Origin of the sequence: Plantactinospora sp. CA-294935 (assembly GCF_050936445.1) — a bacterium.
Classification (GTDB): Bacteria; Actinomycetota; Actinomycetes; order Mycobacteriales; family Micromonosporaceae; genus Plantactinospora.
The window spans coordinates 5,546,379-5,569,014 of the sequence record NZ_JBNJMU010000001.1 but is presented as its reverse complement, the minus strand read 5'-3'; the positions used below and the strand labels follow the sequence as shown (position 1 = coordinate 5,569,014).

The following is a 22,636-nucleotide window of genomic DNA, read 5'->3' as shown; positions in this document are numbered from 1 at the left end:
GCGCGTTCTGCTGATCAGCACGTCACTATCCGTAGTCGACGATCGGGTGCTGTTCGAATCACGCGGCCAACACCGCAGTCCAGCGGCACCGACAGGACGGGACACGACCGGACGCGACGCCTAGCATCGTCCCGATGAACACTCCCGAAATGCGATCCAACGACGTCCGCACCGACGAGGCCCGCACCACGGAGGCCCTGCGCCTGCTGTCCGGTACGCCAGTCGGACTCGACGTCGCCGTCAAGGGACTCAGCCGCGGCAGCGGTGTCTACGCCTGGTGGGCTGCTCCGTTGATCCTTCCCGAACTCCCCGGGCCGCCGAACGGGAGCGTCCCGTCGCTACGGCTGCTCTACCTCGGCCGGGCGACCAGCCTGCGGGGCCGGATCCTGCGCAACCATCTCCGCCGCTCGGGCAGTTCGACGCTGCGCCGCACACTGGCCGGGCTACTCGCGTCCGAGGGCTACCGGACGACCTGGACCGACCGCGTTGTCCTGGTACCCGAGGACGAGGCACGGCTGACCGCGTGGATGTACGCGCATCTGCGTCTCACCTGGGCCGAGGACGCGGAGCCGGCGACCATCGAGGCCGAACTCGTCAGGCGCCTGCACCCACCACTCAACGTGCACGGCGTCGATTCCGAACACGTCCAGGCGGCCGTGGTCGCCGCGAAGGACGCCTACAACACCAGCAGCGGCCCGCCCGAGCCTACGCGGGCGTCGTGACCGATTACCCGGCGCGAGCGGGTACCGATACACGCCCATGCCGACGTGAGTAAGCCGGATCAGAGGTCAGTCTCGATGCCCGATGAGTGCCTTAGTAAACATCGCGAGATAGCCGTCATGAGCCAAGCGCAAATCTCCGAGCTCATCTCTGGCGAACCATCCGATGGCGTCGTGTTCTTCTGGAGCGGCATTGGCCGGAGTTCCGGTCCAGGTTTCGACCAGCCAGATCTGCATGGTGAACGTCTCAGCACGGATTTCGCCCATCGGCGGGCCTACTGGCCGTGCGACGTCGATCCCTAGCTCCTCCCGGAGTTCCCGCACCAGCGACGCGGCAGGAACCTCCCCGGGCTCCACGTGGCCTCCTGGCAAATCCCAGAGGTCGGGATACAGGCGGCGCTGGGCGGATCGGTGGCACAGCAGTAGCCGATTGCCGTTCCGGAGGAGCGCCGTAACTATGTGCGCCGGAGCAACACTCTGCGTGGAATACGACACATGCGGATTCTGCCATGTTGAGCCTCCGCTGTACCACCAGTCAATGAACCTTTTTCAACCTGAACCGCGCGGCGCTCACAGACCGCGTTCGACCTCGCGCTCCAACGGACCGCAAGGGGAGGTTGAAAAAGGTTCAATAGGTAGCCGCGATTCGAGCGTACGATGGTACCGGCAGACGGCGGACCGATTGTCCGACTGACTTCGTTCGGCCGTAGTCACGCACGGCGACGATGTGATCTGCTGGTCGGCGTGTGGAACACGCTTCACGTTGATGTCTCGTTGGACGACCTGCTGGCCCGACCGGTCGTCGGTGCCGGTGGCCTCACTCGCGACGAGGCGCACGCCGAGGTGCACGCCGAGGTGCACGCCGAGGTGCAGAAGATCCTCGACGCTGATTCGACGTTGGCCCGCGCGGCTGCGCAGTGGCGGATGGATGTGCCGCGGGTCCGGGTTGGTTCGCAGGTACGGACGATCTACGAATACAACGACGACCTGCGGAAAGCGGCGCTGGCTTGGCTCGACGACTTCCTTCGGAAAATCCGTGACGCTGGCGTCGGCATTCGCGTGGCGAACCGTGTACCAGTGCTTCAGGATGTCGAGGACCCCGGTCGGCAACGGTTCCCGCGGGTCGCTGTCGACGGTCACGTCGAGAAGTCCTGCGCCGAGCCGCGATGACTTGCCGGCCTGGACCGTTCCGGACACCACGGCGCCGGTCACGCGGCTGATCGAACCGTCGGCCGCGACCATGTGGACCTCGGCGCGGATACGGCGGCGGCGCAGGCTGGCCTTGGTCGACTGCCCGACCGAGGCCAGCGCGGTCACCAGGGCGGGTTCCGGTCGGCAGCCGAGCAGCCGGACCTGCGGCACCGGCGGTGCGGCTTGCGCGCGGCACACACCGGTGACGTCCCGGCATGTGCCGTGGGGCGCTCCCGCATGACCGGGATCAGCTTGCGCGGCGTCTTCGGCTGCCGGACCCGTTCCATCGGTGAGCGGTCGATGACCTGCTCGTCGACCAGCAGCCACTTGAAGAACTGCTGCAGTCCCTTGTGCTTGTTCGGCGTGGTCGAGGCGGACCTGGTTTCGATCATCCAGGCCTGGAACGTCTCCACATGCACCCGGGTCACCCCGCACGGATCATCGGCCGCGTCCTCAGCGTCCGGGTCCGGGGAATGCTCCCCCAGGTACCGGCCGAGCTGGGCGGCGGCCAGCAGATAGTTGTAGCGGGCGGTCTTCGGATAGTTCCCGGCCCGCAGCGACCGGTCCCAGTCCCGCAGGAACCCGGCCCAGGTCCGGGAGAGCCCGACGGTGAGCTTTTGAAGATCCAGTAGTGGCATGACACCTGCCCGAGTCAAGGAGTCCAACAGCGGCGTGCTGGACCGGGCATTCACGCCAAGCCATGAAACGAGGCCGGCCCCGGTGGGGTCCAGGCTGCGGGTCACAAGGTACAGGCACTTCAGGGCGGCTTGCTAACTCGGGAAGTGTCCACGAGCTCGGACGGCACGCCGGTAGCAGGCGTTCAACGACTCGATCGCATTCGTGGAGCAGATCACTTTTCCGATTTCGATGTCGTAGTCCAGGAAAGGAATAAACTCGTTTCCACCCGCTACGCCACGCAGAAGATCGCCGACGGACGAACCGCCCCTGAGGTCCGCCCCGAGGCTGTCGCCGACGCCGACCAGGCTTTCGCCCAACTGCGGTCCGGAACCGGCGCCACGACCCACGACGGCTCATTGGCTCGGGCGGCACACGTCCGCCTCGCCCGCCCCGGCCGGAAGTCGTTTCCCAGGCAGGCCGTCCGGATCTGCTGCCGAGCCAGCGGGACAGCTCGTGGTTTGCGTCGCCGCACCGTCGATCGGGTGAGCAGGTCGATCTCTTTCGGCGAACGTCAGAGCACCACCGCAAGCTCCCGGGGGTTGGGCCCGAACAACGGAGCCTGCGGTGGTCTCGGTTCTGCCGGCCTGGCCTCAACGACGCGTGGCCGGACAGGTCGGTGCCGCGGTCAGCATCCGTAAGGGCTGCCGGGCGGGTTGCCGCTGAGGAAGTTCTCGCGTACCCACCCGGATACGCCCGTCGCGTTGTTGGTCAGATGCGTCCAGAGATAGCCGTCGTGCCCGATGACCTGGCAGTGGTAGGTCGCGCGCTGGCCGACTTGGCCGTGTCCAAGGGACGTGCAGTCGGCGCCTGGACCCGTACGGATGTTGACGCCCGAGGCGATGAACTGCCCGAACGTGTCCAGCGGGCGGCTGAAGCCCTGCGGACAGGACAAGATCGAGCTGGACCGCCCGGGGACCGGCGTATCGGCGGCGTAGGCACCGCTCGCCGACACCAGCGACATCACCGAGACCGCCGCCAGCAGCGCCAGCGTGAACCGGCCGTGCCTGGCCAGCCCCGTCGACCTCTCCTGCGGCATTTCCGTTGTGACATTCACGGCTTGTTGGTTGCTCACCGGTGACATCGTCGGCTCCTTCCTACTCTGGTTCTCGATACCTGGAAGGTCGTCGCGGGCTCCCGGCCGTTCTCCGGCCGAACCTGCTCCCGGCAACGTGATGAGAACTCGTAGACTCAGCCAAGCCGACGGCGACTTCAAAGCGGCTTCACCGCTCCTTCGCGCCTCCGACGGGAGGCGGCGGTGAAGCGGAAGAAGAGCAGCAGTTGCACGGACGAGCCTCTGGTGCAGCCCTGCCGGAAGTCGGCTGGGCCGACCGACCCCGGTCGATGGTGCCGGTGCCGCTCCGTGCGGCGCCCGGCGGTCGTCACATTTTCATGTCTGAGGGGGCGGCGGCGCAGCGATGCGCCGTCGCTACCCGGCCCGATCGCGCACGTCGCACACCGACGCCCTCGTCACTCTCCGTGCCCTGTCGTTCAATGAACCTTTTTTTAACCTCCCCTTGCGGTTCGACGGACCGCAGGGTCGGACGCGGTGCGTGAGCGCCGCGCGGTTCAGGTTGAAAAAGGTTCAATGTGTCGGACGCACACTCGTGCCGACGAGCGGATGTCATTCGTGCGTTACAGAACCGGTAACCCATCTGCCTGCCAGCGCGAGCTGCCCGGCGGCCAACTCGGAGCGTGCGTCAGCGATCCATTGCCTGATCTCAGTCGCCGACTGCTCCACCGCTCGGTCGGTCGTGTCGATGACTCGCACAGCCCAGCGATGATCAGTGCTCGTCCAGTCGCTCCAACGAGCCCATCTCATCCGCTCGTACCCGGCGGCGGTGATCACCTCGGGCCGATGACGGGGATCGCGGGCGTGCTCGCGATGCCACCGCGCCCATCCGACGAACGACTGCTTGGCATCACGATTCCACTTCCCGGGGTCACGCTCCTCGATCCGGTGCCAGCGCACCTGCTCGTCGACGTCCATCAGGCACGCCGCGATCCCGTCGAGTTCGGTCGCCGAAGGACTCGCCAGCACCTCGCCCAGGGGCGACTGCCCGGCCAGCAACACGTCGATGCCCCGCGCTTGGTAACGCAGGACGCGCTGGATCCACACCTCCATGCTGCGCTGACGCCATCGGGTGTCCGCGCCGTCAGGAACGCCGATTTCGTCGAAGTCGTGCACGACAAGTCCTTCAATCTCCGCAGACGCCCACACCGCCGTGCTCTTTCCAGAGCAACTCGAACCAGCGACCGTCAGCAACATCCCGATAGTTTGCCAATGATCCTGTCCCAGGCACGACCGCATTCCCAATGTGGGCACCGACTTCGACGGCCGGCCACGGTTGCATCCGCTCATCGCACCCCTTTATGTCAAGGCCCCCCTGACACCGGGGGTTTAGGGTGGTTGGTGGCGGGTCCGGGAAGTGGCTTGTCCGAAGGGCCGATGTCCGGGGTCAGGTCGGTTCGCCCAAGGCGCCGAACTGTCGGTCAGCGAGGTCGCCGAACGGGCCGGCATCGGACAGTCGACGGCGTCGGAGCAGCTGACGCTGCTGCGTCGCGGCGGCATCCTCACCTCCCGCCGGGAAGGGCAAGATCGTGTTCTACCGCGCAGATCGTGACAGCGTCATGGACGCAACCGCGCTGGATAACCTCCGGGCGTACCTGCCCACCTGCTGCTGAGCCGTACCTGCGCATTCTTCGGGTGTCAGCTGCATAGCTCCCGAGGTATCTCGACGCAAGCGGCGCCGATGCGCGCCGCCCGCCGCGAAGACGGTGACCAGGAGTAGTAGGGGTATCAGCCGCGCGGCGCGTACATGATCACGGCGACGCCGATCAGGCAGATCACCGCGCCGGTGATGTCCCACCGGTCGGGGCGGAACTTGTCCACGACAACGCCCCACGCCAGGGAGCCGGCGACGAAGATCCCGCCGTAGGCGGCCAGGATCCGGCCGAAGTTCGGGTCCGGCTGCAACGACGCCGCGAACCCGTATGCGCCGAGGGCCACGATCCCAGCGGCGATCCACAGCAGCCCGCGGTGCTCCCGCCAGCCCTGCCAGATCAGCCAGGCCCCGCCGATCTCGGCCAGCGCGGCGAGGACGAACAAGACGAGGGAACGCGCGAGGGTCACGACGAGGACCCTATCGAGATCCCCTCCGGCGTCTGCTGCACGGACCGTCCGGCGCAGGCGCAATCCCGACCCGCGCACCCAGCCTGGTGCCGGCGCACCCGCCGGGCCGCCCACCACCACGCGGCACCCGCCGCCACAGCCAGGCCGACCGCGACGCCCGACATCATCCGCGTGGTGACAACCCAGCCGGCGCCGCCGACGAGCCCCGCCGCCAGCAGCACCGGCAGCAGGCAGCACGCCGCGCACGCGACCCCGGCCAGCCCGGTCAAACCGGACGGCAGCACCCGACGTCGATCAACCCTCGGCACGATCACTCCCTTGACGGTGAGTTCGACGAACGGCAACGGGCAGCACGGGCTCTCCGCGCACGCGACCAGGTCGTCGCAACCAGTGGCGACCGCCTCGCGCAGCGTGTCCCGGATGGACCTGGCCGAGGCCGGCTGATCCCGAGCCCTCCGACGCCCTGGGTCAGCAGCCCCCGGTAGCTGCCGATCCGCGCCTGGCGGTCGGCGTGGGCTGGTACGCCCGGGCTCTGACCTGGCGGCCAACCAATCGTTAGGCGGCCATCTCTAGTGTCCCGAGCGACGCGGCCGGATCGTGACAGCGGGCGGCGAGACTCATGGTTGGAGGTCCTATGTGGCTTTTCTGGGGCAGAGGGGCGACTGGTCGACGGCGGAGGGATAGAGTCGCGGTGACCCTCGGCGCGGCGCTGCTGGGTGTGCTCCCGGCAACCGCGCCCGGTGTGGCGGGGCCCCCGCCGGCGACCGCGCCACAATCCGGAGTGACCGCCGCGGCGCCGACGCCGTTGACCGTTCTGCACTTCAACATGCGGGGCATCATCCGGAACGAGGGAGCCGGCGGAGCCAACATCGACCCCAGCCGGGCGAACGTGGTCGACCACGTGGTCGCGGCGATCAATCAGCACCGCCCGGACGTGGTGTCGCTGAACGAGGCCTGCTGGACCCAGGTCCAGATGATCCGCGAGGCGGTCCAGGGCACGAATCCGCTGGTGGGCCGGTTCGCCTACGGCGACGCGCGGGACTACCAGGCGTTCGACGCCGCACCGCAGTACAAGGTCCCGGGGCTGGACGACCAGCGCTGTGTCCAGGCGACCGGCCGGACCTGGCCGGACACGCTGGCCGGCGGCGGTATGGCGATCCTGGTCCGGGGGCCGGCCGCGTACGACAGCGAGGTGTACCACGAGCCCGCTGGCGGACCCGGCACGCACCTCGGCCGGGCCGCCTGCGTCACGGCCCGGACGCCCGCGGTCTTCCGGGCCTGCGTCACGCACATCGCCGCCGCCGACGGCGGCGGGGTGGGACAGTTGGCCCAGGTACGTGCGGCGCTCCGGCTGGACAATCCCGCGCTGCCGACGGTCTTCGTCGGCGACCTGAACGCGGACCCGCTGGAGGACCATCTCGTGCCGGTCTACTCCCCCCAGGTCGCCGGTGGCGTCACCGGTTACCCGCCGGGCGACGGCTACTACTACGAGGCGGACATGTGCCCGGGCAGCACCGAGCCCACCCACCCGTGCACCGCTCCGATCCGGGACGGTGAGCCCACCTTCCAGAACGGAAAGATCGACTACATCTTCTTCAACAGCGCGAACTTCGACATCCGGATGAGCGCCGCGACCTACTCGCCCGCCGGCCAGTGCGCCGGTCGGGACTGCTCCGACCACCGGATGCTCGTCGGGCGGGCCACCCTCGCCCTGCCGGGTACCCCCACCGCGCTGCCGCCGGACGGGCCGGGGGCCCAGTGCCCGACCATGGTCTTCACCCACCACGACCAGCCGGCCAGGGTGTCCGTCGTCGGCGGGCGGACGACCTGCTCCCGCGCGAGCCGGCTGATGCAGGACTTCTTCCTCAAACTGTCCGAGGGGACGGGGTCCGTCGACTGGGCCAAGCCGCTCCGGCTCGACGAGTGGACTTGCACGCAGACCCCCGGTCCGGCGCAGTGGTACGAGGGCGGGCGCTGCGTCAGCGACCTGGGACACACCATCGAGGCACGGACCACCTGATCCCCCGCTGATCCACTCGCCGCACGGCGGGCGGGCCGCACGGCGTCCCTACCACCGGGGGTTCTCCCCTGCCGCGCATCCCGGCCGGTTCGGGTGCGGCCCCGGGACGGTCACCACCGTCCCGGGGCGCAGGTCGGAGAGGATGCGTGCTCATCTCGGCGGGACGAGCATGCGTACACAAATCCTCGAGGAAGCCATCCCCTCGATCCTCTTCGCTATGCGCCCTCGGGTATCTCGTTGCCCTTCCCCTCATAGCGTGGAGGCTGGAGCTTGAGGGATAGAGGTTCATGACTGAGACGAGACGCCAGTTCGATCCGGAGTTCCGGGCGGGCGCGGTGCGCATCGTGCGCGAGACCGGTAAGTCGATCGCTCAGGTCGCGCGTGACCTGGAGGTCAACGGCGGGACCCTGGCCAACTGGGTGAAGAAGGATCGCGAGAGGCGCGGTGAGACCGCTGCCGGGCAACTGGCGGAGGACGAGCGGGCGGAGCTGGCCCGGCTGCGGCGGGAGAACGCGGAGCTGGCGATGGAGCGTGATGTCCTCAAGCGATCCGTGGTCCTGTGGGTCAAGGAAGCGACGGGCCGGTGAGCGTGGCCGCCTTCATCGCTTCCCAGCGGACCGATCATGACGTTCCGCACGCGATGGCCTGCCGGATGTCGGGGGTGTCCGAGTCATGGTTCTACAAATGGCGTGACCGGCCGCCGACGCCCCGCGATGATCGGCGTGCCCGGCTGACAGCCGCGGTCCGGAAGGTCTTCGACGACTCGGGCGGCACATACGGCAGTCCCCGCATCGGCATCGAGCTGCGCGAGCTGGGCTGGCAGGTCTCGGACAACACGATTGCGCGGCTCATGGCCGAGTTCGGGCTGACCGCTCGGGGCAAGCGCCGCCGTCGTGGCCTGACCCGTCAGGGCACACGTCCGGCCGCGCCGGACCTGGTCAAGCGGGTGTTCACCGCGCCGGCGTCGGATCTCGCCTGCTGCGGCGACATGACCGAGATCCGCACCGACGAGGGCAAGCTCTATCTGGCCACCGTCATCGACCTGTACTCCCGCCGCATCCTCGGCTACGCCATGGGCGCCCACCACGACGCCGGGTGGTCGTCGCCGCGTTGAACATGGCCGCCGTCACCCGCGGCGGCAGCGTCGGAGGGGTGATCTTCCACAGCGATTGAGGCAGCGAATACCGCTCGGCCGACTTCGCCCGAGCCTGTAACCGGTGGAAGGTACGCCATTCGATGGACCGGGTCGGGTCGTGCTTCGACAACGCCGTCGCCGAGGCCACGTTCTCCACCATCAAGGTCGAGTACGTGCACCGCCGCCACTTCCGCACCCGCACCGAGGCCCGCCTGAAGATCGCCACCTGGATCACCGAGTTCTACAACCGGCGCCGCCGGCACTCCGTCTGCGACTGGCGCTCACCCATCGACTACGAACGATCAGAGACCCGCACCCTGGAGGTCCAGGCCGCCTAACGGAGCCCTCCACGATTCCAGGGATTGACAAAGCCCGCCCCGCAGCCGCTTGACGAAACCCATAGGGCCCCCAGGGTAGGAGGACGGCGGCCGATCCTCCCCCTGGGAACGGAGAAGATCAGCTACCACGCTCCGACGACGGCCGGGCCGGCCGCACCTACCGTCATCGACATGCACGACGCCCCGGAGTACCTTGCCCGCGATCACTACGAGGCGCTGGTCGTCGGCAGTGGCTTCGGCGGCGCGGTGGCCGTCTGCCGGCTCGCCCAGGCCGGGATCGACGTCGCCGTCGTCGAGCGCGGCCGCCGCTGGCCGGCCGGCAGCTTCCCGCGCGACCTGTCCCGGCTGGACGACGGCTGGCTGTGGCTGTGCAACCACGGGCTCTACGACGCGCTACCGCTCAACGACATCCTCGCCGTCCGGGCCGCCGGGTACGGCGGCGGCTCGCTGGTGTACGCGAACGTGGCCGCCCGGTCGCCGCAGGCGGTCTTCGCCGACTGGCCCGCCCCATACAGCCGGGCGCACCTCGACCCGTTCTACGACCTCGCCGCGCACATGCTGGACATCTCGCCGGTGCCGGCCGACCGCGACCTGCCGCCCAAGACCCGGCTGATGGCGGAGGCGGCCACCCGGCTCGGCCACCGCGACGGGTTCTTCCACCCCAACCTGGCGATCACCTTCGACGATCGCGGCCCCGGCCAGACCAACCGGTTCGGCGTGCCCCAGCGCGGCTGCACCTACTGCGGCCAGTGCGACATCGGCTGCAACGTCGGCGCCAAGAACAGCCTCGACCGCAACTACCTGGCGCTGGCCGAGCGGGCCGGCGCCGAGGTCGGCACGCGCACCGAGGCGGTCTGGATCGGCGCCGCCGGCGACCGTGGCTACCGGGTACGGCTGCGCGAGTATGGACATCCCGGCACCGGCAAACTGGGCACAGAACGCGAGGTCACCGCTCGGTACGTCTTCCTGTGCGCCGGCGCGCTCGGTAGCACCGAGATCCTGCTGCGCAGCCGCGACCAGTACGGCACACTGCCGGACCTGCCCGCCACAGTCGGCAGCCGGTTCTCCGGCAACGGTGACTTCCTCAGCTTCGGCCGGGACCTCGGCGCCGATTTCGCACCCTCGGTCGGCCCGACCATCACCACCGCCTCGGTCATCCGCGCCGGCGACCCCGACGACGAGCGCTGGTTCGTCATCGAGGAGGGCGGCTACTCCGAGCACATAGCGGAGCTCGTCAGTTCAATGCACCTGCCGTCCTACCTGACCGAGCGCATGAACCGCAGCGCCCGTGCCCTCATCGGCACCGCCCAGACCTTCGCCGGCCACCTGCGTACCGACCGGACAGCCGTGCTGCTCGCCATGGGCCGTGACCGTGCCGACGGCCGGATCGAGCTGCGCGGCAAACAGCACAGGCTGCGTGTCGTCTGGGACACCACCCGCAACGACCCGCTCTACACCGACGAGCAGGTGGTCTCCGCCGCCGTCGTTCGCGCGCTCGGTGGCACCCCGTTCGCGCCACCCACATGGCGCATGTTCCGCCAGCCGGTCACCGTGCACAACCTCGGCGGCGTACCGATGGGCGAGGATCCGAGCCGCGGCGCCGCGTCCCCGGACGGCGAGGTCTTCGGCCACCCGGGCCTCTACGTCCTCGACGGCGCGCTACTGCCCGACGCGACCGCCGGCAATCCCTCGCTGACCATCACCGCAGTCGCCGAACGGTGCATCGAGATCGCGATCCGCCGCATCACCGCCGACCCCGCCTGGCAGGCACCGCAGCACGCCGACGCCGCACCCCGCCCGGTACCGGAGGACGCCGCCGTGGAAGCAGTCGCCACTCGCGGCCCGATCCGCAGGCGCGCAGCCGGAGTCCGCTTCACAGAGGTGATGACCGGCACGGTACGACTGCCCGCAGCCACCGACGAGGCCAGGCCGTCCTGCGCCGCCCAGCTGCGGCTGACCGTGGTGATACCCGACCTACAGGCCATGATCGACGATCCGACACACGCGGCCGAAATCTACGGCACCGTCCGGGTGACCGGCCTGACCGCCCGCCCGACCATGGTCTCCAGCGGCCGCCTGCACCTGCTCGCCACCGTCGACGGCGGCCCGGAACGCACCATGACCTACCACCTGCCGTTCACCGATGACACCGGCAGCCCCTGGCTGCTGCTCGGCACGAAACACGTCCACCGCGGCCGGCAGAACAACCCGTGGTACGCCACCACCCGCCTCGCTGTCGCCGTCGTCGACCCTGACAAGCGCTACGACGCGATCGAACCCACCGGCCGGATGACCATCAGCCTGCCAGAGGTCGTCCGCCTTGTATCGTCACTGCGCACCACCGGCGGCGGTGGCGCGACTACCGTCGCCCGGTTCGGTCGGTTCTTCACCGGTCAGGTCGCCCGCGCGTACCTGCGACCGAGCAGTGGCCGGCGCAACCGAGCCGCAGCGCGGAAGCTCTGATCGTCGACGTTCCGCGGGAGTCAGTCGTCGAGACGAGTCCGGACCCGTACTTCCTTCCCACGGTCGTCGCACCCGTGAAGGTAAGAAGTCGGGACGCACGCCGAGATGAACGAAACGGCAGTTCACCGATGAAATCAGATGGCGTACCCGGCGGGTTCGCCGTGGCGGGACGCGCCGCCGCAGTACGGGACCTGGTGGACGGTCGGTGGGCTGTTCCGTCGTTGGCAGCGTGACGGGACCTGACGGAAGATCCTGGCCGGGCTTCGGACGAGGACGGACGCGGCAGGGTTGATCACCCGGGGTGTCAGTGTCGACTCCACCAGCGCCCGGGCGCATCAACACGCGGCCGGTGCCGCAGAAAAGGGGTCTCCAGGTCGAACCGCGAGGCGGAGTCGACACCGAACCGGACGACCACGCGTTGGGCAGGTCCGGGGCGGGCTGACGACAAAGCTGCACCCGGGGTGTGAGCAGGGGCAGCGGCGGCACACCGGCGGAAGAAGGGGTCGAAGGGCGGCCGGCCACCGTCCTTCGACCCCGACATTCACAAGCAGTGCCACGCCGTGGAATGTGGCATCAAGCGGCTCGAACGCAACCGGGCCGTCGCCACCGGCGTCGACGAACTCGCCGTCCGGTACCGGGCCACCGTCCACCTCGCCGCGACAGACGAGTGGCTCCACTCCGACTTACGAAAACGCGGCCTAGACGGTTTGCGATCCTAGCGGCCGTTGGAGATTGACTGATTCCAAGACCGCCACGGCCTCCAGCGAAATCAGGCGCGAGTTCTGCAGGGCGACGACCTTCCACTGGTCGTCCTGCCAGCTCATGACGAACAGTTGCATGGAGTACCGGCTCAGCGGCGGCTCCTCTTCGCCTGGCATCGCGATCCCGACGCGGTGGTGTACGACGCCGCAGCCCGGCCCAATAATCCGGGCGAACGGCACCTCGCCGTGCAGTAGCCGCGACCCCTTCACCACCGTGTCGAAAATTGGCTGATGGGTGGCGATCATGTGCTCGCGTCCCCGGTAGATGGTCCCCTCGAAGTCCGCGAACTCAGCGTCGTCGGCGAAGTCGGCAAAGAATGCGGTGGCGTCACCGCGGTTCCATGCCTCGTTCATCCGGGCCGGGATGGCACTGATCGCCTCGACCGAGTGTTGCATGTAACTACCTTTCTGCGTTGTCAGCCTTCAAGCTATTCGATGTCACCATTTGGTGCGGTGACGACGAGCAGGATGTTGGGGATGCCGGCCCCGAACTCGCCTTCGAGGAGCTTGCTCGCCTGAGCGAGGTCCGAATCTGGGTCGTCGAAGCCACCCGTCGACAGGGTGCCGAGGACCCCGTTGAGGATCGCGGTCAGCGCGAACACGACCAGCGAGCCGAGGAGGTCAGCCGGGCGCGCCGGACGACCAGCCTCCCGCGCGCAGTGAACCTGACGACCTCCTCCGCGGTCCGGTCGGTCCGGATGCCTGTCGATGACAGTCTGTAGGCGCCGGCCCCGCGGTGTCCTCAGAGTGGGGTGTCGATCCGGCCCCTCCCCAGGGTGGGCGAGGCGGCGTCGGCTCCTACTGCGGTAGGAGGCGTTCGGGCCTCACGGTCGGGGTCGACGGCGTCGGTGCTGATCGTCGGGGACGCGGCGGTCGTCACCCAGAGCGCCTACTCCGTGGTGGTTACCGCCCTGGCGGTGGTCGGGGCCAGCCGCCCACGATGGGTCGACACCGTCGTGACGGTTATCTGCCTCTGGTGCGGCCGGGTTTGTTGGTCACCCCAATCCCTGGCGATCGGTCTTGTCGGAGTTGCCTTGAGCGACTATGAGCTGCAACGTGTCTCGTAGGCGCTTCCGATCTTGCGAAGTGAGCGCATCTCGCCGGTTCGATGCCCTGGCCACCCAGCCCGGAGCCGCCGGTCGGCGCGACCCGTCGCGCGCTCGGTGGGCTGCTCAACATCATCCAGGTCGCCCAGGACTGGAACGTGAAACGCGTGGGCGTCGCCAGCACAATCGGCGTCTACGCCGGCGTCGGGACCGAAGGCGCGCTTGCCGAGAACCTGCCCCTGCCGATGACCGCACCGCGTCCGATCCCGGCCTTCAAAAAGATCGGCGAGCTACTCAACGCCCACCTGGCCGAGGCGACCGGCATCGACATCGTCAACTGCCGAATCTCCGGCGCCTGGGGACTGCTCGGCCACCACGACCCGTTCTTCCCCGCGCCCGAGCTCATCCACGCCGCTGTCGACGGGCGCGCGCCGGATCTCTCCGGACTCCGGACGCCCGCACACCTCGACGACGCGCTCGACCTCTGCTACGTCAAGGACACCGGCCGGGCGATCGCGCTCCTCCAAACCGCCGACAAGCTCCACCACCGCACCTACAACGTCGGCACCGGCCGCGCCACGACCAACGCCGAAGTCATCGCCGCGATCAGAGCTGTCATCCCCAACGCCAACCTCACGTTGCCCCCGGGCCGGACCAGCAGCCGCGGCCACCTCGACATCACGCGTCTTCGACAGGACGCCGGCTACCAACCCGCGTACGACACCGAACGCGCCACCTCCGACTACATCTCCTGGCTACGCGCCGGCAACGAACGCTGACCATCCGAACGCACCCATCACGGCTAGGAGCGGGGCGTATCAGACGAGGTGTTTAAGCCCTGGTCCTGACGGGGTGGCGGAGTGAGGACACTCCGCCACCCCGGAGGGCGATGCGAAAATGGTTCAGGCGGATTCCACCGGCCGGCAGCTCGTCAGTCGGGTGGGTTGTTGACCCGGCCCTCAACCGCGCACTGCACGTACTGCCGATGATGCTGGGCATGGCCAAACGACTCCAGCGAGGAGCTGACGATGCTCATCTCGTCACCGAATGCCCTGCCAGACTTGCCGTTCGTCTGCGGCGGGGTCGGTCACCTCCTCGATCCGGTTAGTGATCAGCGCGACAGTTCGGTCGGCGATGCGGTAGGGGGCCCAGCTTGGTGCGTTGCCGGTTATGAAAGAGACCCAGAGGCCATGCATGGTCTCAGCCACCGCTCGTGATGGAGTATCGCCGAGGCGTGGGCGGACGTCCGGCCGGTCGATGGTGTCGAAGATGTACGGGAGATCGATGCCGTGGCAGGCGCCGAGCCCATTGTTCGCGGCGGGCTCTGGGTGGTCGAACCGGTAGACCCAGGTGGCCGCCCGCCGAGCTTCGGCGACTCGTACGACCGGAATGCCGAAGGTCCAGTCGGTGGCGATGGCCGAGAGGATCTCTGCGTGGCTTGCCTCCGGCCGGTTGGCTCGGTAGACCGCTGCTTGAGCGGATGTCAGGCCGTACCTCGCTGCGGTCGCCGCCACCGCGTCGCCGTCAATGTGGTCCCAGACGCCGGACGCGACCAGGAAGAGCCGTGCCTCGTCGCGGTTGGAGCCGACAAGCAGCGGCACGTCCGCGGCCGCACCACGCCGAAGGGACTCCAACGGGGTGTCCACGAGCACATCGCCGTCGACGACCGGCGCGAACGCGAGCTGGCTCACTGCGATCGCGCCCCACTTCGCGGGATCGGGGGCGGTCTGGACCTCGGTGACCAGGTCTGAGGCAGCATCGACCAGCGTTTGCAGGGGAACGTTCTCGATAGCTGTACGGGTGGGCGCCACGCCGAGCGCATCGGCGAGGTGACCGGCGACCAGAAGCCCTTGCTCGACGGTGAGCGTGTTGGCGGCCGCGCCGCTCTGCGCGATCACGCGGCTGAACAGGCCCTTGGCCGCGGGCATCGACATCAGCGTGACGGCGCTGATCGCGCCTGCGGATTCCCCTGCGACGGTGACCCGGGCGGGATCCCCACCGAAGGCGGTGATGTTGTCCTGTACCCAGAGCAGAGCCGCCATCTGGTCGAGCAGCCCCAGGTTGGGGTGTCCGTCTCGCAGGTACAGGAAACCTTCGGCGGCCAGCCGGTAGTTGATCGTCACGCAGACGACCCCGGCTGCGGCGAAGGCGCTGCCGTCGTACTCACCGACCGATCCGGAGCCGTTGGTGAAGGAACCACCGTGTATCCAGACCAGCACCGGCAACCCGCCGGCAGCAGGGTCCGGCGTCCACACGTTCAGATTCAGGCACTCCGGTCCCGGATCCGCGATCTCGGGGAAGAACGGGCGATACGGCGGCGGGTAGTGCCCCTTGGGGACGGTCGGACCGTACTCGGTGGCGGACCGGACGCCCTCCCACGGGGCGACGGGCTGCGGCGGCCGCATCCGGTTCGGCCCGAACGGTGCTGCCGCGTACGGGATCCCCAAGAAGGCCATGCCGGAAGCCGTCGGCCGGCCGCGCACGTTGCCGGCCCGTGTCGTTGCGATGAGGTTCATATCCTCAGGTGCGCGCTCGGCGCCGAAAGTTCGACCGATCGGCCGACGAATGTCGGCAGCTATAGTCTTGAACAGTGATCGACGCCATGTCGGACGCGGATCTGGTACGTCTCGCCCGGGCTGGCGACGCCGCCGGCCTCGGCGTGCTGCTACATCGTCACGAGGCGCGGATGCTCGCGACCGCGTATGCCCTTCTCGGCTACGGGCCCGAGGCGCAGGACGCTGTGCAGGAGGCTTTCGTCGTCGCCTTGTCCCGCCTGGCTACCCTGCGGGACCCGGAGACCGTCGGTCCCTGGCTGCGAGGCATCGTCCGCAGGGTCTGCCTGGCTTCCCGGCGCGTGCGCAGCCCGATCCTCGTCGCAGACGTCGGGGTGGATGTGGCCGCCGCTGCCGCCGACCCGGCCGAGTTGCTCGAACGGCAGGCATTGCGAGACTGGGTGTGGCACGCCTTGGAACAGCTGACGCCGAACCTGCGGCTGGTGTCGCTGCTGCGCTACTTCACCGAGGCCAACGCGTACACGCAAATCGCCCAACTGTGTGGCGTACCCGTGGGTACGGTGCGTAGCCGCCTCAGCGAAGCACGCAAGAAGCTTGCCGAACAGTTGCGGGCGACCGCCGCGGTGGCCCATCCCGACGCCGCCGCACGCACCCTGCGGTCGCATCGGGAGGCCGAGGAGAGCCTGGCCGCGATGCGTGCCGGTTCGGTCGCCGCGACGCTCGCCGAAACCTGGTCTCCATCGGCCGAGGTGGCGTTGCCTGACGGGACTCTCGAGCACGGATACGGCCGGCTGGCGCGCATCATCACCGCCAATCACGAGGACGGCGTCCGGTACCGCTTGACCAACGTCGTGGCCAGTAGCGATGTCTCCGTGTGGGAGACCGAGTTCTTGAACCCGCCCGACAAGCCCCTGCACTGCGCGCCTGCGGGTGTCTGGCTCCACTTCCTTGACGCCGGTCGCACACAGCGGTTCCGACTGCTGCACGTTCCCCAGCCATAGAACCATCGAGGCGCCGCTGTGTGATCCCTACATGTCCGATGACCGAGCGCCGCCGGTGAGCAGGTGGCGGAAGGGCGCGGACCGAGCCCGAGTACGCGCAGCCGATGATCGTGGGTGGCACGGACGCCGATCAGACGTATCCGTGGATGGTGTCGCTGCAAAAGAACAGCCACTTCTGCGGTGGCTCGCCGGTGAGTCCGGAGTGGATCGTCACGGCCGCGCACTGCCTGCGCGCTGACAACTTCGTCGGGTTGCAGCTGCGCATCGGTTCGATCCGCAAAGACACCGGGGGCGTCCTCGTCACGCCCGAGCGGTTCGAGACCCATCCGGAGGCCGACCTGGCCGTCATCCGGCTGACCGCCCCGGTGGCCCTGCGACCCGTGCCGATCGCGGATTCCGCCGCGGAGCAGACCCCGGTGCGCATCTTGGGCTGGGGGTGCACCAGGGATCCACAGGACCACGAGGGTTGCGCCGAGCCCGAGGTGCCGCCACCGCATCTTCTCCCCGGCCTGGCTTTCCATCTGCCGGATCATGGGCTCATGCAATCGGGCCGCGGTCGACGAAGCTGTACGTGCCGCGGGTGCCGCCGTCCCCGACTTCCTGGATGTAAAGCGCCGAGCCGTCGTTCTTCACCTGGACCGCGCCGAACCTCTCGTTCGTCAGGTGGTGCGTGACGCGGCCCTGGTCGTCCATCCCGCCAGCCTTGGTGACCTTGAAAAGAGTGGTCTCGTCCTCCGCGCATGTCTTGGTGCTGAGCCTGACAGGCTCGGTGCGTGTGTCGCCGTAGACGCACCAGCGGCCGCCTTCCTCGCGCGCGCGCAGCGCTTCGAGGAGGTGCCTGCCGTCGGAGGCCGGGACGATGCGGAACAGCGCGCCGTCGTCGGTGCCGCCGCCGATGGCGATCGGGCCCTCGTAGGTGGCGCTCCAGTCCTTGTCGTCCTCGGCGATGTGGATGAGGACCTTGCGATCGCCGGCCAGGATCTCGTCGTAGTGGTCGGTGTCGCCTGACGGTGATCCGCCGGACGGGGCCGTGGCGGATGTCTCGGCCGCAACCGGCGACGACGTGCCGGAAGACGTGGTGTCGCTGGACGGCGTGCACCCCTGCGTCGTCAGCGTGACGGCGGCGAGGGCGATTCCGGTGGCGAGCGCTCGGGACGAGTGCACGACATCCACCTCCACAATGGGCGAATTGTCCTGGTCAATTGATCCGATACCCTGCGCCGGCGGCAGGGAAACCGGTGACACCTCGCCACGAGCGTGGGCGGAGATCTGACTTGACAGGTCCGTGCTGCCGCAGGCGCCCTCAGGCCGGCCGAAGTGGTTCCCAGCCAGGTGGGACGCGCGCCCAGCGCTCTTCCGGTGACGATCGGTAACCTCGGTATCATGGTTTTCGACTCCACTTGTTTCGATCTCCAGCCATACGTTGGTTTTGACATGGCTCGCTACGTTCGGCGGACGTATTGCAGCTGGCAGGACGCCGGCTGGCAGTCCTTGCTCGTCCAGCGGTTCGAGCACGTCACCGTGGCCGACGACATGGAATTGCCGGCCACGGCGGATCTGCACCTGGTGCTGCCGGTCGCGGGACGGGCGGTGATGGAGACCCGAAGTGGTGGCCGGGGGAGCCGCTACACGTGGGCACCGGGACGGCTTGAGCTGGGCGTCCCGGATCAGCCCGTCCTTCGCCGTTATCGCGGGGACGGGGCGATGCGGAGCGTGCAGGTCCACATCCCGCGTGGCACTGTCGATCGGATCGCGGCCCAGTTGGGTGGCCGCGCGGTGGACTACGAGGCGATGGCCGCTTCCCTGGCCGCCGGGGACTCGCTGATCGAGGAGGCCGTCCGGGCGGTCGGTCGCCCGAACGATGCCGGTGACTTGTATGCCGAGTCGGCGGCCGCCTTCCTGGCCGTACACCTGCTCACCCGCCATGCGCGGGTGCCGGCACCTCGGACGCCGCCCCGGGAGGACGCACGCGTCCGTGCCGCCGTCGAGCTGATGCGTGGCCGGTTGTCCGACCCGATCACCTTGGCTGACATCGCTGGCGAGGTGCATCTGAGCGTCTACCACCTCGTCAGGGTCTTCAAGGAAGTGACCGGGGTTACACCGCACCGGTTCCTCACCCGACTACGGATAGCGGAGGCGAAACGGCTGCTGCGCGACACCGACCTGACGATCGCCCAGATCGCGCTGCGGTGCGGCTTCGCCAGCCCCGGCGCGCTGTCGACTGCCTTCCTGCGGCACACCGGAGCACGTCCCTCGGTCTATCGCAATTCTTGACCGTCACACCGCAATCTCGGGCATTGGGCCATGGACAGGCTGCTCCTAGGGTTTTTGCATGACCGATATCTCTTCGGGCACAGCGACCGTGCCTGACGTCGAGCCCTTCGCCATTCATGTCAGCGACGACGACCTGCTCGATCTGCGTGCTCGTCTGGACCGGGTACGCCTTCCCGAACCCGAGACGGTGCCGGGCGCGACGCAAGGAATCGAGTTGCAGCAGCTCGCGGCGTTGCTCGACGCGTGGCGACAGCACGACTGGCGCGCGAGGGAAGCCCAGTGGAACGCGATTCCACATTACCGGGCATCCATTGACGGATTGGGTATCACGTTCTGGCACGTTCGTTCGCCGGAGCCGACGGCGCTGCCGCTGGTGCTGACACATGGCTGGCCCGGTTCGGTACTCGAATTCGAGGACGTCGTCGGGCCGCTCAGCGATCCGGTCGCGCACGGCGGTTCCGCCCGTGACGCCTTCCACGTGGTCGTACCGGCGCTGCCGGGATTCGGGTTCAGTGACCGTCCCCGCGAGCGGGGCTGGCACCCGGGCCGTACCGCCCGGGCCTGGGCCGAGCTGATGACTCTGCTTGGTTACCGGCGTTTCGGGGCACACGGCGGGGATTGGGGTGCCTACGTAAGCACCGAACTGGCGCGTCTTGTTCCTGAGCGCGTCGCGGGCCTGCACCTGACGATGCCGTTGGCGTCCCCCCTGCCGGAGGACCGGATCGCACCGGACCCGGCGGAACAGCGCCTGTTGGACCGGCGTGACCTGCATCTGATGGACGGGTACGGCTTCGGGATGCTGATGAGCACCCGTCCGCAGACGATCGGCTACTCCCTGCTCGACTCGCCTGCCGGCCTGGCGGCATGGCTCGGTGAGAAACTCACCGCCTACGCCGACACCCGACCTGCGGTCGGTGGTGGTGTGAGCGTGTCGAAGCAGGTCGACAACATCGCGCTGTACTGGTTGACCGGCACCGGAGCCTCCAGCGCCCGCTGGTACTGGGAGGCGATGAGGTGGGTACCGCGTAGCGCGGAGGAGGAGAACGCGCGGCCGGTGACCACCCCCACCGCCTGTTCACTGTTCCCGGCCGAGCCCTGGCCGACCGCACGTCGCTGGGCGCAACGGCGCTACCAGAACCTGCACACCTGGCACGAGCTGGACCGTGGCGGACACTTTCCCGGACTGGAACAACCGGATCTCCTGGTCTCCGAAATCAGAGACGCGTTTCGCCACGTACGAGATCAGCCGACCAATTCCTGAACTGCGCGACGACGGGGCGGCGACACGGCGAGCCGGGAAGGTGGTCCCGCCCCGCGCAGCCGCCGCGGTGCGGGCCTCGCGCCGACCCGTCCCGCACCCACCGGGCCGAGCGCCCGGATCCGCCGCAGCAGTACGGGCATCCCAGGAATATAGGTCAGCACCAGCGCCGTCAATTCCGACCACGGCGCCCGAACGCCTCCTACCGCAGTAGGAGCCGACGCCGCGTCGCCTGCCCATGACCAGTGCCTCGTAGTGATCGCGGGCCAGGTACTCCGGGGCGTCGTGCATGTCGACGACGGTAGGTGCGGCCGGTCCGGCCGTCGTCGGAGCGGGCTAGCTGATCTTCTCCGTCTTCAGGCGGAGGCCCGGCTGCCGTCTCGTACCTCGGGGGGACCGCTGCGGGCACCGAGGTCAGCGCCCGGCGACCTATCTACCATTCCTGGTATGCCCTCACCGCTTCGTGACCGTGGCAGGTTCACCGCCCTGGCCGCCGTCCTCGGCAGCGCCTTCGGGGTGCTCAACCTCGTCTACACGGTCGACTGGGGCTGGATCCTGGCGCTGCTGATGTTCCCGGCCCTGATCGTGCGCACGGTGTGGCGAACCATGCCGAGCTGGCTGCTGCTCGCCTGGGTGACGATCCCGACCCTGGTCGGTGACGCCTTGGTCGTCACGCCGACCGCGTACATGGTGATCATCGTTGCCGTGGCCGTGGCGGCTGCCGACCGGCCACGGCGGGCTGACACGATCGCGATGGCGCTGTGCCTGGTCTCCCCGTTCTTCATCTGGCTGCTGGGGACCAACGAGTGGTACCGCGGCATCGGCGCCTGGATCTGGGCGGGCGGCCTGCTCATCAGTTGGGGCTTCGGCGCTGTGGTCGGCGAACAGTGGCGGCTCATTGACGAGCTGAACCGGACCCGGACCCGGCTTGCGGAGGCCGCTGTCGTCGACGAACGCCAGCGCATCGCGGGCGACCTGCACGACCTGGTCGAACGCAGCTTCACCGTGGTCCTGCGGCACCTGTCCGGCGCAGGCCTGATCCTCGACTCGTCGCCCGCCGAGGCCGCCGACGCCCTTCGGCAGGCCGAGGCCGTCGGCCGTACCGGCATGGACGAACTACGCCAGGCGCTCATGCTCATGCACCAGGGCACCTCCTCACTCGTCCCGTTCACGCCCGGGAACCTCGACCGTCTCGTCGGGGACTTCCGCGACGCCGGCATGCAGATCGACTTCACCATCGCCGGCGACCTTGACAGCATCGCCGCGGCGCCCCGCATCGTGCTGCACGACGTGATCCGCGAAGCCTTGACCAACACCGCCAAACACGCCCACACACCGCAGGCAGCCATCCACGTCGACGTCGGACGCGACCGCGTCACCGTCACCGTCGAGAGCGCCCTCGGCCACGACGCCACCGCAGGGAACGACATCGAACTGGCCGGGCTCGGCCACCGGGTGACCGCCGTCGGCGGCACGTTCCACGCCCGGCCGGACCGAGAGCACTGGGTGGTCCAGGCGCGGCTGCCCCGGCGCCTGGCGGAGGTACCGGCATGATCGGCGTCCTGTTCGTTGACGACGAGCCGATGGTCCGCGCGGGCCTCGCCCCCATCTTCCTGCCCAGCCAGTCCGACCTGCGGGTGGTCGGCGAATGCGGCGCCGGCGCCGAGGTCAGGCCGGCGGTCGTCCGGCACGTACCCGACGTCGTCTGCATGGCCGGGCGCGTGCCGGGCACCGACGGCATCGAGGCGACCCGCCGGGGGGCCGCGCCGCCGGCGACCCGCCCGTCCATGTGCTCACCACCCTCGGCGACGAGGACGACACGCCGACCATGGGCGAGCTCGACGCGAAATGGCCACCGGGAGAACCATCCCGAGGATCGCCGGCGATCTCGCCCCCGCTGAACGCACTGTGAAGACCCACGGCAGCGCGATCTTCACCAAACTCGGCGTCCGCGACCGCGCCGCCGCAACCGTGTACGCCTACGACGCGGGAATCGTCCGATCGGCGGTGTACTGACTCCCGCCGCGACCCTGGTACCACGGTCGGAGCGGCCGGGTCCGTTCCTCCTTCGGAACTAGCGGGCCGGGTACCGCAGCCCGACGACATCGG

General features: G+C 68.8%; 23 protein-coding genes and 5 pseudogenes. 17 read left to right on the top strand and 11 right to left on the bottom strand.

Annotated elements, in window-relative coordinates; genetic code table 11:
• Nucleotides 1–134 precede the first annotated feature (134 nt).
• Nucleotides 135–722, top strand: coding sequence for a GIY-YIG nuclease family protein (locus tag ACQEVC_RS25020; protein WP_432881775.1), 588 nt, complete (start codon nucleotides 135–137; stop codon nucleotides 720–722).
• 66 nt (nucleotides 723–788) lie between these two features.
• On the opposite strand, the gene ACQEVC_RS25015 is transcribed toward ACQEVC_RS25020, so the two are convergent.
• From ACQEVC_RS25015 to ACQEVC_RS24990, 6 genes and pseudogenes are all read right to left on the bottom strand, one after another.
• Complete coding sequence (locus ACQEVC_RS25015) at nucleotides 789–1,214, bottom strand: NUDIX domain-containing protein (RefSeq protein ID WP_432881772.1); 426 nt, start codon at nucleotides 1,212–1,214, stop codon at nucleotides 789–791.
• A 75-nt stretch (nucleotides 1,215–1,289) separates the two neighbouring features.
• Nucleotides 1,290–2,036, bottom strand: coding sequence for a hypothetical protein (locus ACQEVC_RS25010; RefSeq protein WP_432881769.1), 747 nt, complete (start codon nucleotides 2,034–2,036; stop codon nucleotides 1,290–1,292).
• Nucleotides 2,033–2,548: a phage integrase N-terminal SAM-like domain-containing protein gene (locus ACQEVC_RS25005; protein ID WP_432891684.1), complete on the bottom strand. Its 516-nt coding sequence runs from the start codon at nucleotides 2,546–2,548 to the stop codon at nucleotides 2,033–2,035. Before ACQEVC_RS25005 ends, ACQEVC_RS25010 begins: the two co-directional genes overlap by 4 nt.
• 60 nt (nucleotides 2,549–2,608) lie before the next feature.
• Nucleotides 2,609–2,806: pseudogene (locus ACQEVC_RS25000) on the bottom strand (transposase); the annotation flags it as partial.
• 407 nt (nucleotides 2,807–3,213) lie between these two features.
• Nucleotides 3,214–3,669, bottom strand: coding sequence for an SH3 domain-containing protein (locus ACQEVC_RS24995; protein WP_432881766.1), 456 nt, complete (start codon nucleotides 3,667–3,669; stop codon nucleotides 3,214–3,216).
• A gap of 540 nt (nucleotides 3,670–4,209) precedes the next feature.
• A complete protein-coding gene (locus ACQEVC_RS24990; RefSeq protein WP_432881763.1) occupies nucleotides 4,210–4,854 on the bottom strand; it encodes a hypothetical protein in 645 nt (214 codons plus the stop codon).
• 160 nt (nucleotides 4,855–5,014) lie between these two features.
• Here ACQEVC_RS24990 and ACQEVC_RS24985 point away from each other — a divergent pair, with 160 nt between their 5' ends.
• Nucleotides 5,015–5,209, top strand: coding sequence for a helix-turn-helix domain-containing protein (locus ACQEVC_RS24985; RefSeq protein ID WP_432881761.1), 195 nt, complete (start codon nucleotides 5,015–5,017; stop codon nucleotides 5,207–5,209).
• Nucleotides 5,210–5,385: 176 nt separating this feature from the next.
• On the opposite strand, the gene ACQEVC_RS24980 is transcribed toward ACQEVC_RS24985, so the two are convergent.
• Entirely contained in the window at nucleotides 5,386–5,718 is a 333-nt protein-coding gene (locus ACQEVC_RS24980) for a YnfA family protein (protein WP_354966881.1), read from the bottom strand.
• A 174-nt stretch (nucleotides 5,719–5,892) separates the two neighbouring features.
• Here ACQEVC_RS24980 and ACQEVC_RS24975 point away from each other — a divergent pair, with 174 nt between their 5' ends.
• The 7 genes and pseudogenes from ACQEVC_RS24975 to ACQEVC_RS24945 form a co-directional block, all read left to right on the top strand.
• Entirely contained in the window at nucleotides 5,893–6,162 is a 270-nt protein-coding gene (locus ACQEVC_RS24975; RefSeq protein ID WP_432881758.1) for a hypothetical protein, read from the top strand.
• Between the two features lie 247 nt (nucleotides 6,163–6,409).
• The gene (locus ACQEVC_RS24970; RefSeq protein WP_432881756.1) at nucleotides 6,410–7,738 is read left to right on the top strand and encodes an endonuclease/exonuclease/phosphatase family protein; all 1,329 of its coding nucleotides are present in this window, start codon (nucleotides 6,410–6,412) and stop codon (nucleotides 7,736–7,738) included.
• 287 nt (nucleotides 7,739–8,025) lie between these two features.
• On the top strand, nucleotides 8,026–8,325 hold the full coding sequence (locus tag ACQEVC_RS24965) for a transposase (RefSeq protein ID WP_432881753.1): 300 nt from the start codon (nucleotides 8,026–8,028) through the stop codon (nucleotides 8,323–8,325).
• Nucleotides 8,322–8,852, top strand: coding sequence for an IS3 family transposase (locus ACQEVC_RS24960; RefSeq protein ID WP_432881750.1), 531 nt, complete (start codon nucleotides 8,322–8,324; stop codon nucleotides 8,850–8,852). The genes ACQEVC_RS24965 and ACQEVC_RS24960 overlap by 4 nt, the downstream gene beginning before the upstream one ends.
• 119 nt (nucleotides 8,853–8,971) lie before the next feature.
• A pseudogene (locus tag ACQEVC_RS24955) lies at nucleotides 8,972–9,211 on the top strand (integrase core domain-containing protein); the annotation flags it as partial.
• A 171-nt stretch (nucleotides 9,212–9,382) separates the two neighbouring features.
• Nucleotides 9,383–11,674 carry a GMC oxidoreductase gene (locus ACQEVC_RS24950; RefSeq protein ID WP_432881748.1) on the top strand — a complete coding sequence of 764 codons (2,292 nt, stop codon included), beginning with the start codon at nucleotides 9,383–9,385 and terminating at the stop codon, nucleotides 11,672–11,674.
• A 112-nt stretch (nucleotides 11,675–11,786) separates the two neighbouring features.
• Nucleotides 11,787–12,393 (top strand): annotated as a pseudogene (locus ACQEVC_RS24945) (transposase); the annotation flags it as partial.
• Here the strand turns inward: ACQEVC_RS24945 and ACQEVC_RS24940 are convergent.
• Both ACQEVC_RS24940 and ACQEVC_RS24935 read right to left on the bottom strand, forming a co-directional pair.
• The gene (locus ACQEVC_RS24940; RefSeq protein WP_432881745.1) at nucleotides 12,373–12,831 is read right to left on the bottom strand and encodes an SgcJ/EcaC family oxidoreductase; all 459 of its coding nucleotides are present in this window, start codon (nucleotides 12,829–12,831) and stop codon (nucleotides 12,373–12,375) included. The pseudogene ACQEVC_RS24945 and the gene ACQEVC_RS24940 sit on opposite strands and share 21 nt — an antisense overlap.
• Before the next feature lie 32 nt (nucleotides 12,832–12,863).
• Nucleotides 12,864–13,037 carry a hypothetical protein gene (locus tag ACQEVC_RS24935; protein ID WP_432881743.1) on the bottom strand — a complete coding sequence of 58 codons (174 nt, stop codon included), beginning with the start codon at nucleotides 13,035–13,037 and terminating at the stop codon, nucleotides 12,864–12,866.
• A 503-nt stretch (nucleotides 13,038–13,540) separates the two neighbouring features.
• Between ACQEVC_RS24935 and ACQEVC_RS24930 the strand changes: the two are divergent.
• Nucleotides 13,541–14,260: pseudogene (locus tag ACQEVC_RS24930) on the top strand (NAD-dependent epimerase/dehydratase family protein); the annotation flags it as partial.
• A 261-nt stretch (nucleotides 14,261–14,521) separates the two neighbouring features.
• Here the strand turns inward: ACQEVC_RS24930 and ACQEVC_RS24925 are convergent.
• Nucleotides 14,522–15,997, bottom strand: a complete 1,476-nt coding sequence (locus ACQEVC_RS24925; protein WP_432881740.1) for a carboxylesterase/lipase family protein — start codon at nucleotides 15,995–15,997, stop codon at nucleotides 14,522–14,524.
• Nucleotides 15,998–16,071: 74 nt separating this feature from the next.
• Here ACQEVC_RS24925 and ACQEVC_RS24920 point away from each other — a divergent pair, with 74 nt between their 5' ends.
• Both ACQEVC_RS24920 and ACQEVC_RS24915 read left to right on the top strand, forming a co-directional pair.
• Nucleotides 16,072–16,995 (top strand): RNA polymerase sigma factor, encoded by a 924-nt coding sequence (locus tag ACQEVC_RS24920; RefSeq protein ID WP_432881737.1) that lies wholly within the window; start codon nucleotides 16,072–16,074, stop codon nucleotides 16,993–16,995.
• A 104-nt stretch (nucleotides 16,996–17,099) separates the two neighbouring features.
• Nucleotides 17,100–17,438, top strand: a pseudogene (locus ACQEVC_RS24915) (S1 family peptidase); the annotation flags it as partial.
• 94 nt (nucleotides 17,439–17,532) lie between these two features.
• Here the strand turns inward: ACQEVC_RS24915 and ACQEVC_RS24910 are convergent.
• Nucleotides 17,533–18,240 (bottom strand): hypothetical protein, encoded by a 708-nt coding sequence (locus ACQEVC_RS24910; protein WP_432881734.1) that lies wholly within the window; start codon nucleotides 18,238–18,240, stop codon nucleotides 17,533–17,535.
• 114 nt (nucleotides 18,241–18,354) lie between these two features.
• On the opposite strand from ACQEVC_RS24910, the gene ACQEVC_RS24905 reads away from it, so the two are divergent.
• The 5 genes from ACQEVC_RS24905 (at nucleotide 18,355) to ACQEVC_RS24885 (ending at nucleotide 22,543) form a co-directional block, all read left to right on the top strand.
• Nucleotides 18,355–19,269: a helix-turn-helix domain-containing protein gene (locus ACQEVC_RS24905; RefSeq protein WP_432881732.1), complete on the top strand. Its 915-nt coding sequence runs from the start codon at nucleotides 18,355–18,357 to the stop codon at nucleotides 19,267–19,269.
• Nucleotides 19,270–19,327: 58 nt separating this feature from the next.
• Nucleotides 19,328–20,530, top strand: coding sequence for an epoxide hydrolase family protein (locus ACQEVC_RS24900; RefSeq protein WP_432881729.1), 1,203 nt, complete (start codon nucleotides 19,328–19,330; stop codon nucleotides 20,528–20,530).
• A 444-nt stretch (nucleotides 20,531–20,974) separates the two neighbouring features.
• A complete protein-coding gene (locus tag ACQEVC_RS24895; protein ID WP_432881726.1) occupies nucleotides 20,975–22,081 on the top strand; it encodes a sensor histidine kinase in 1,107 nt (368 codons plus the stop codon).
• The gene (locus tag ACQEVC_RS24890) at nucleotides 22,078–22,428 is read left to right on the top strand and encodes a response regulator transcription factor (protein WP_432892118.1); all 351 of its coding nucleotides are present in this window, start codon (nucleotides 22,078–22,080) and stop codon (nucleotides 22,426–22,428) included. Before ACQEVC_RS24895 ends, ACQEVC_RS24890 begins: the two co-directional genes overlap by 4 nt.
• A complete protein-coding gene (locus tag ACQEVC_RS24885; RefSeq protein WP_432881723.1) occupies nucleotides 22,376–22,543 on the top strand; it encodes a response regulator transcription factor in 168 nt (55 codons plus the stop codon). The genes ACQEVC_RS24890 and ACQEVC_RS24885 overlap by 53 nt, the downstream gene beginning before the upstream one ends.
• Nucleotides 22,544–22,636: the final 93 nt, after the last annotated feature.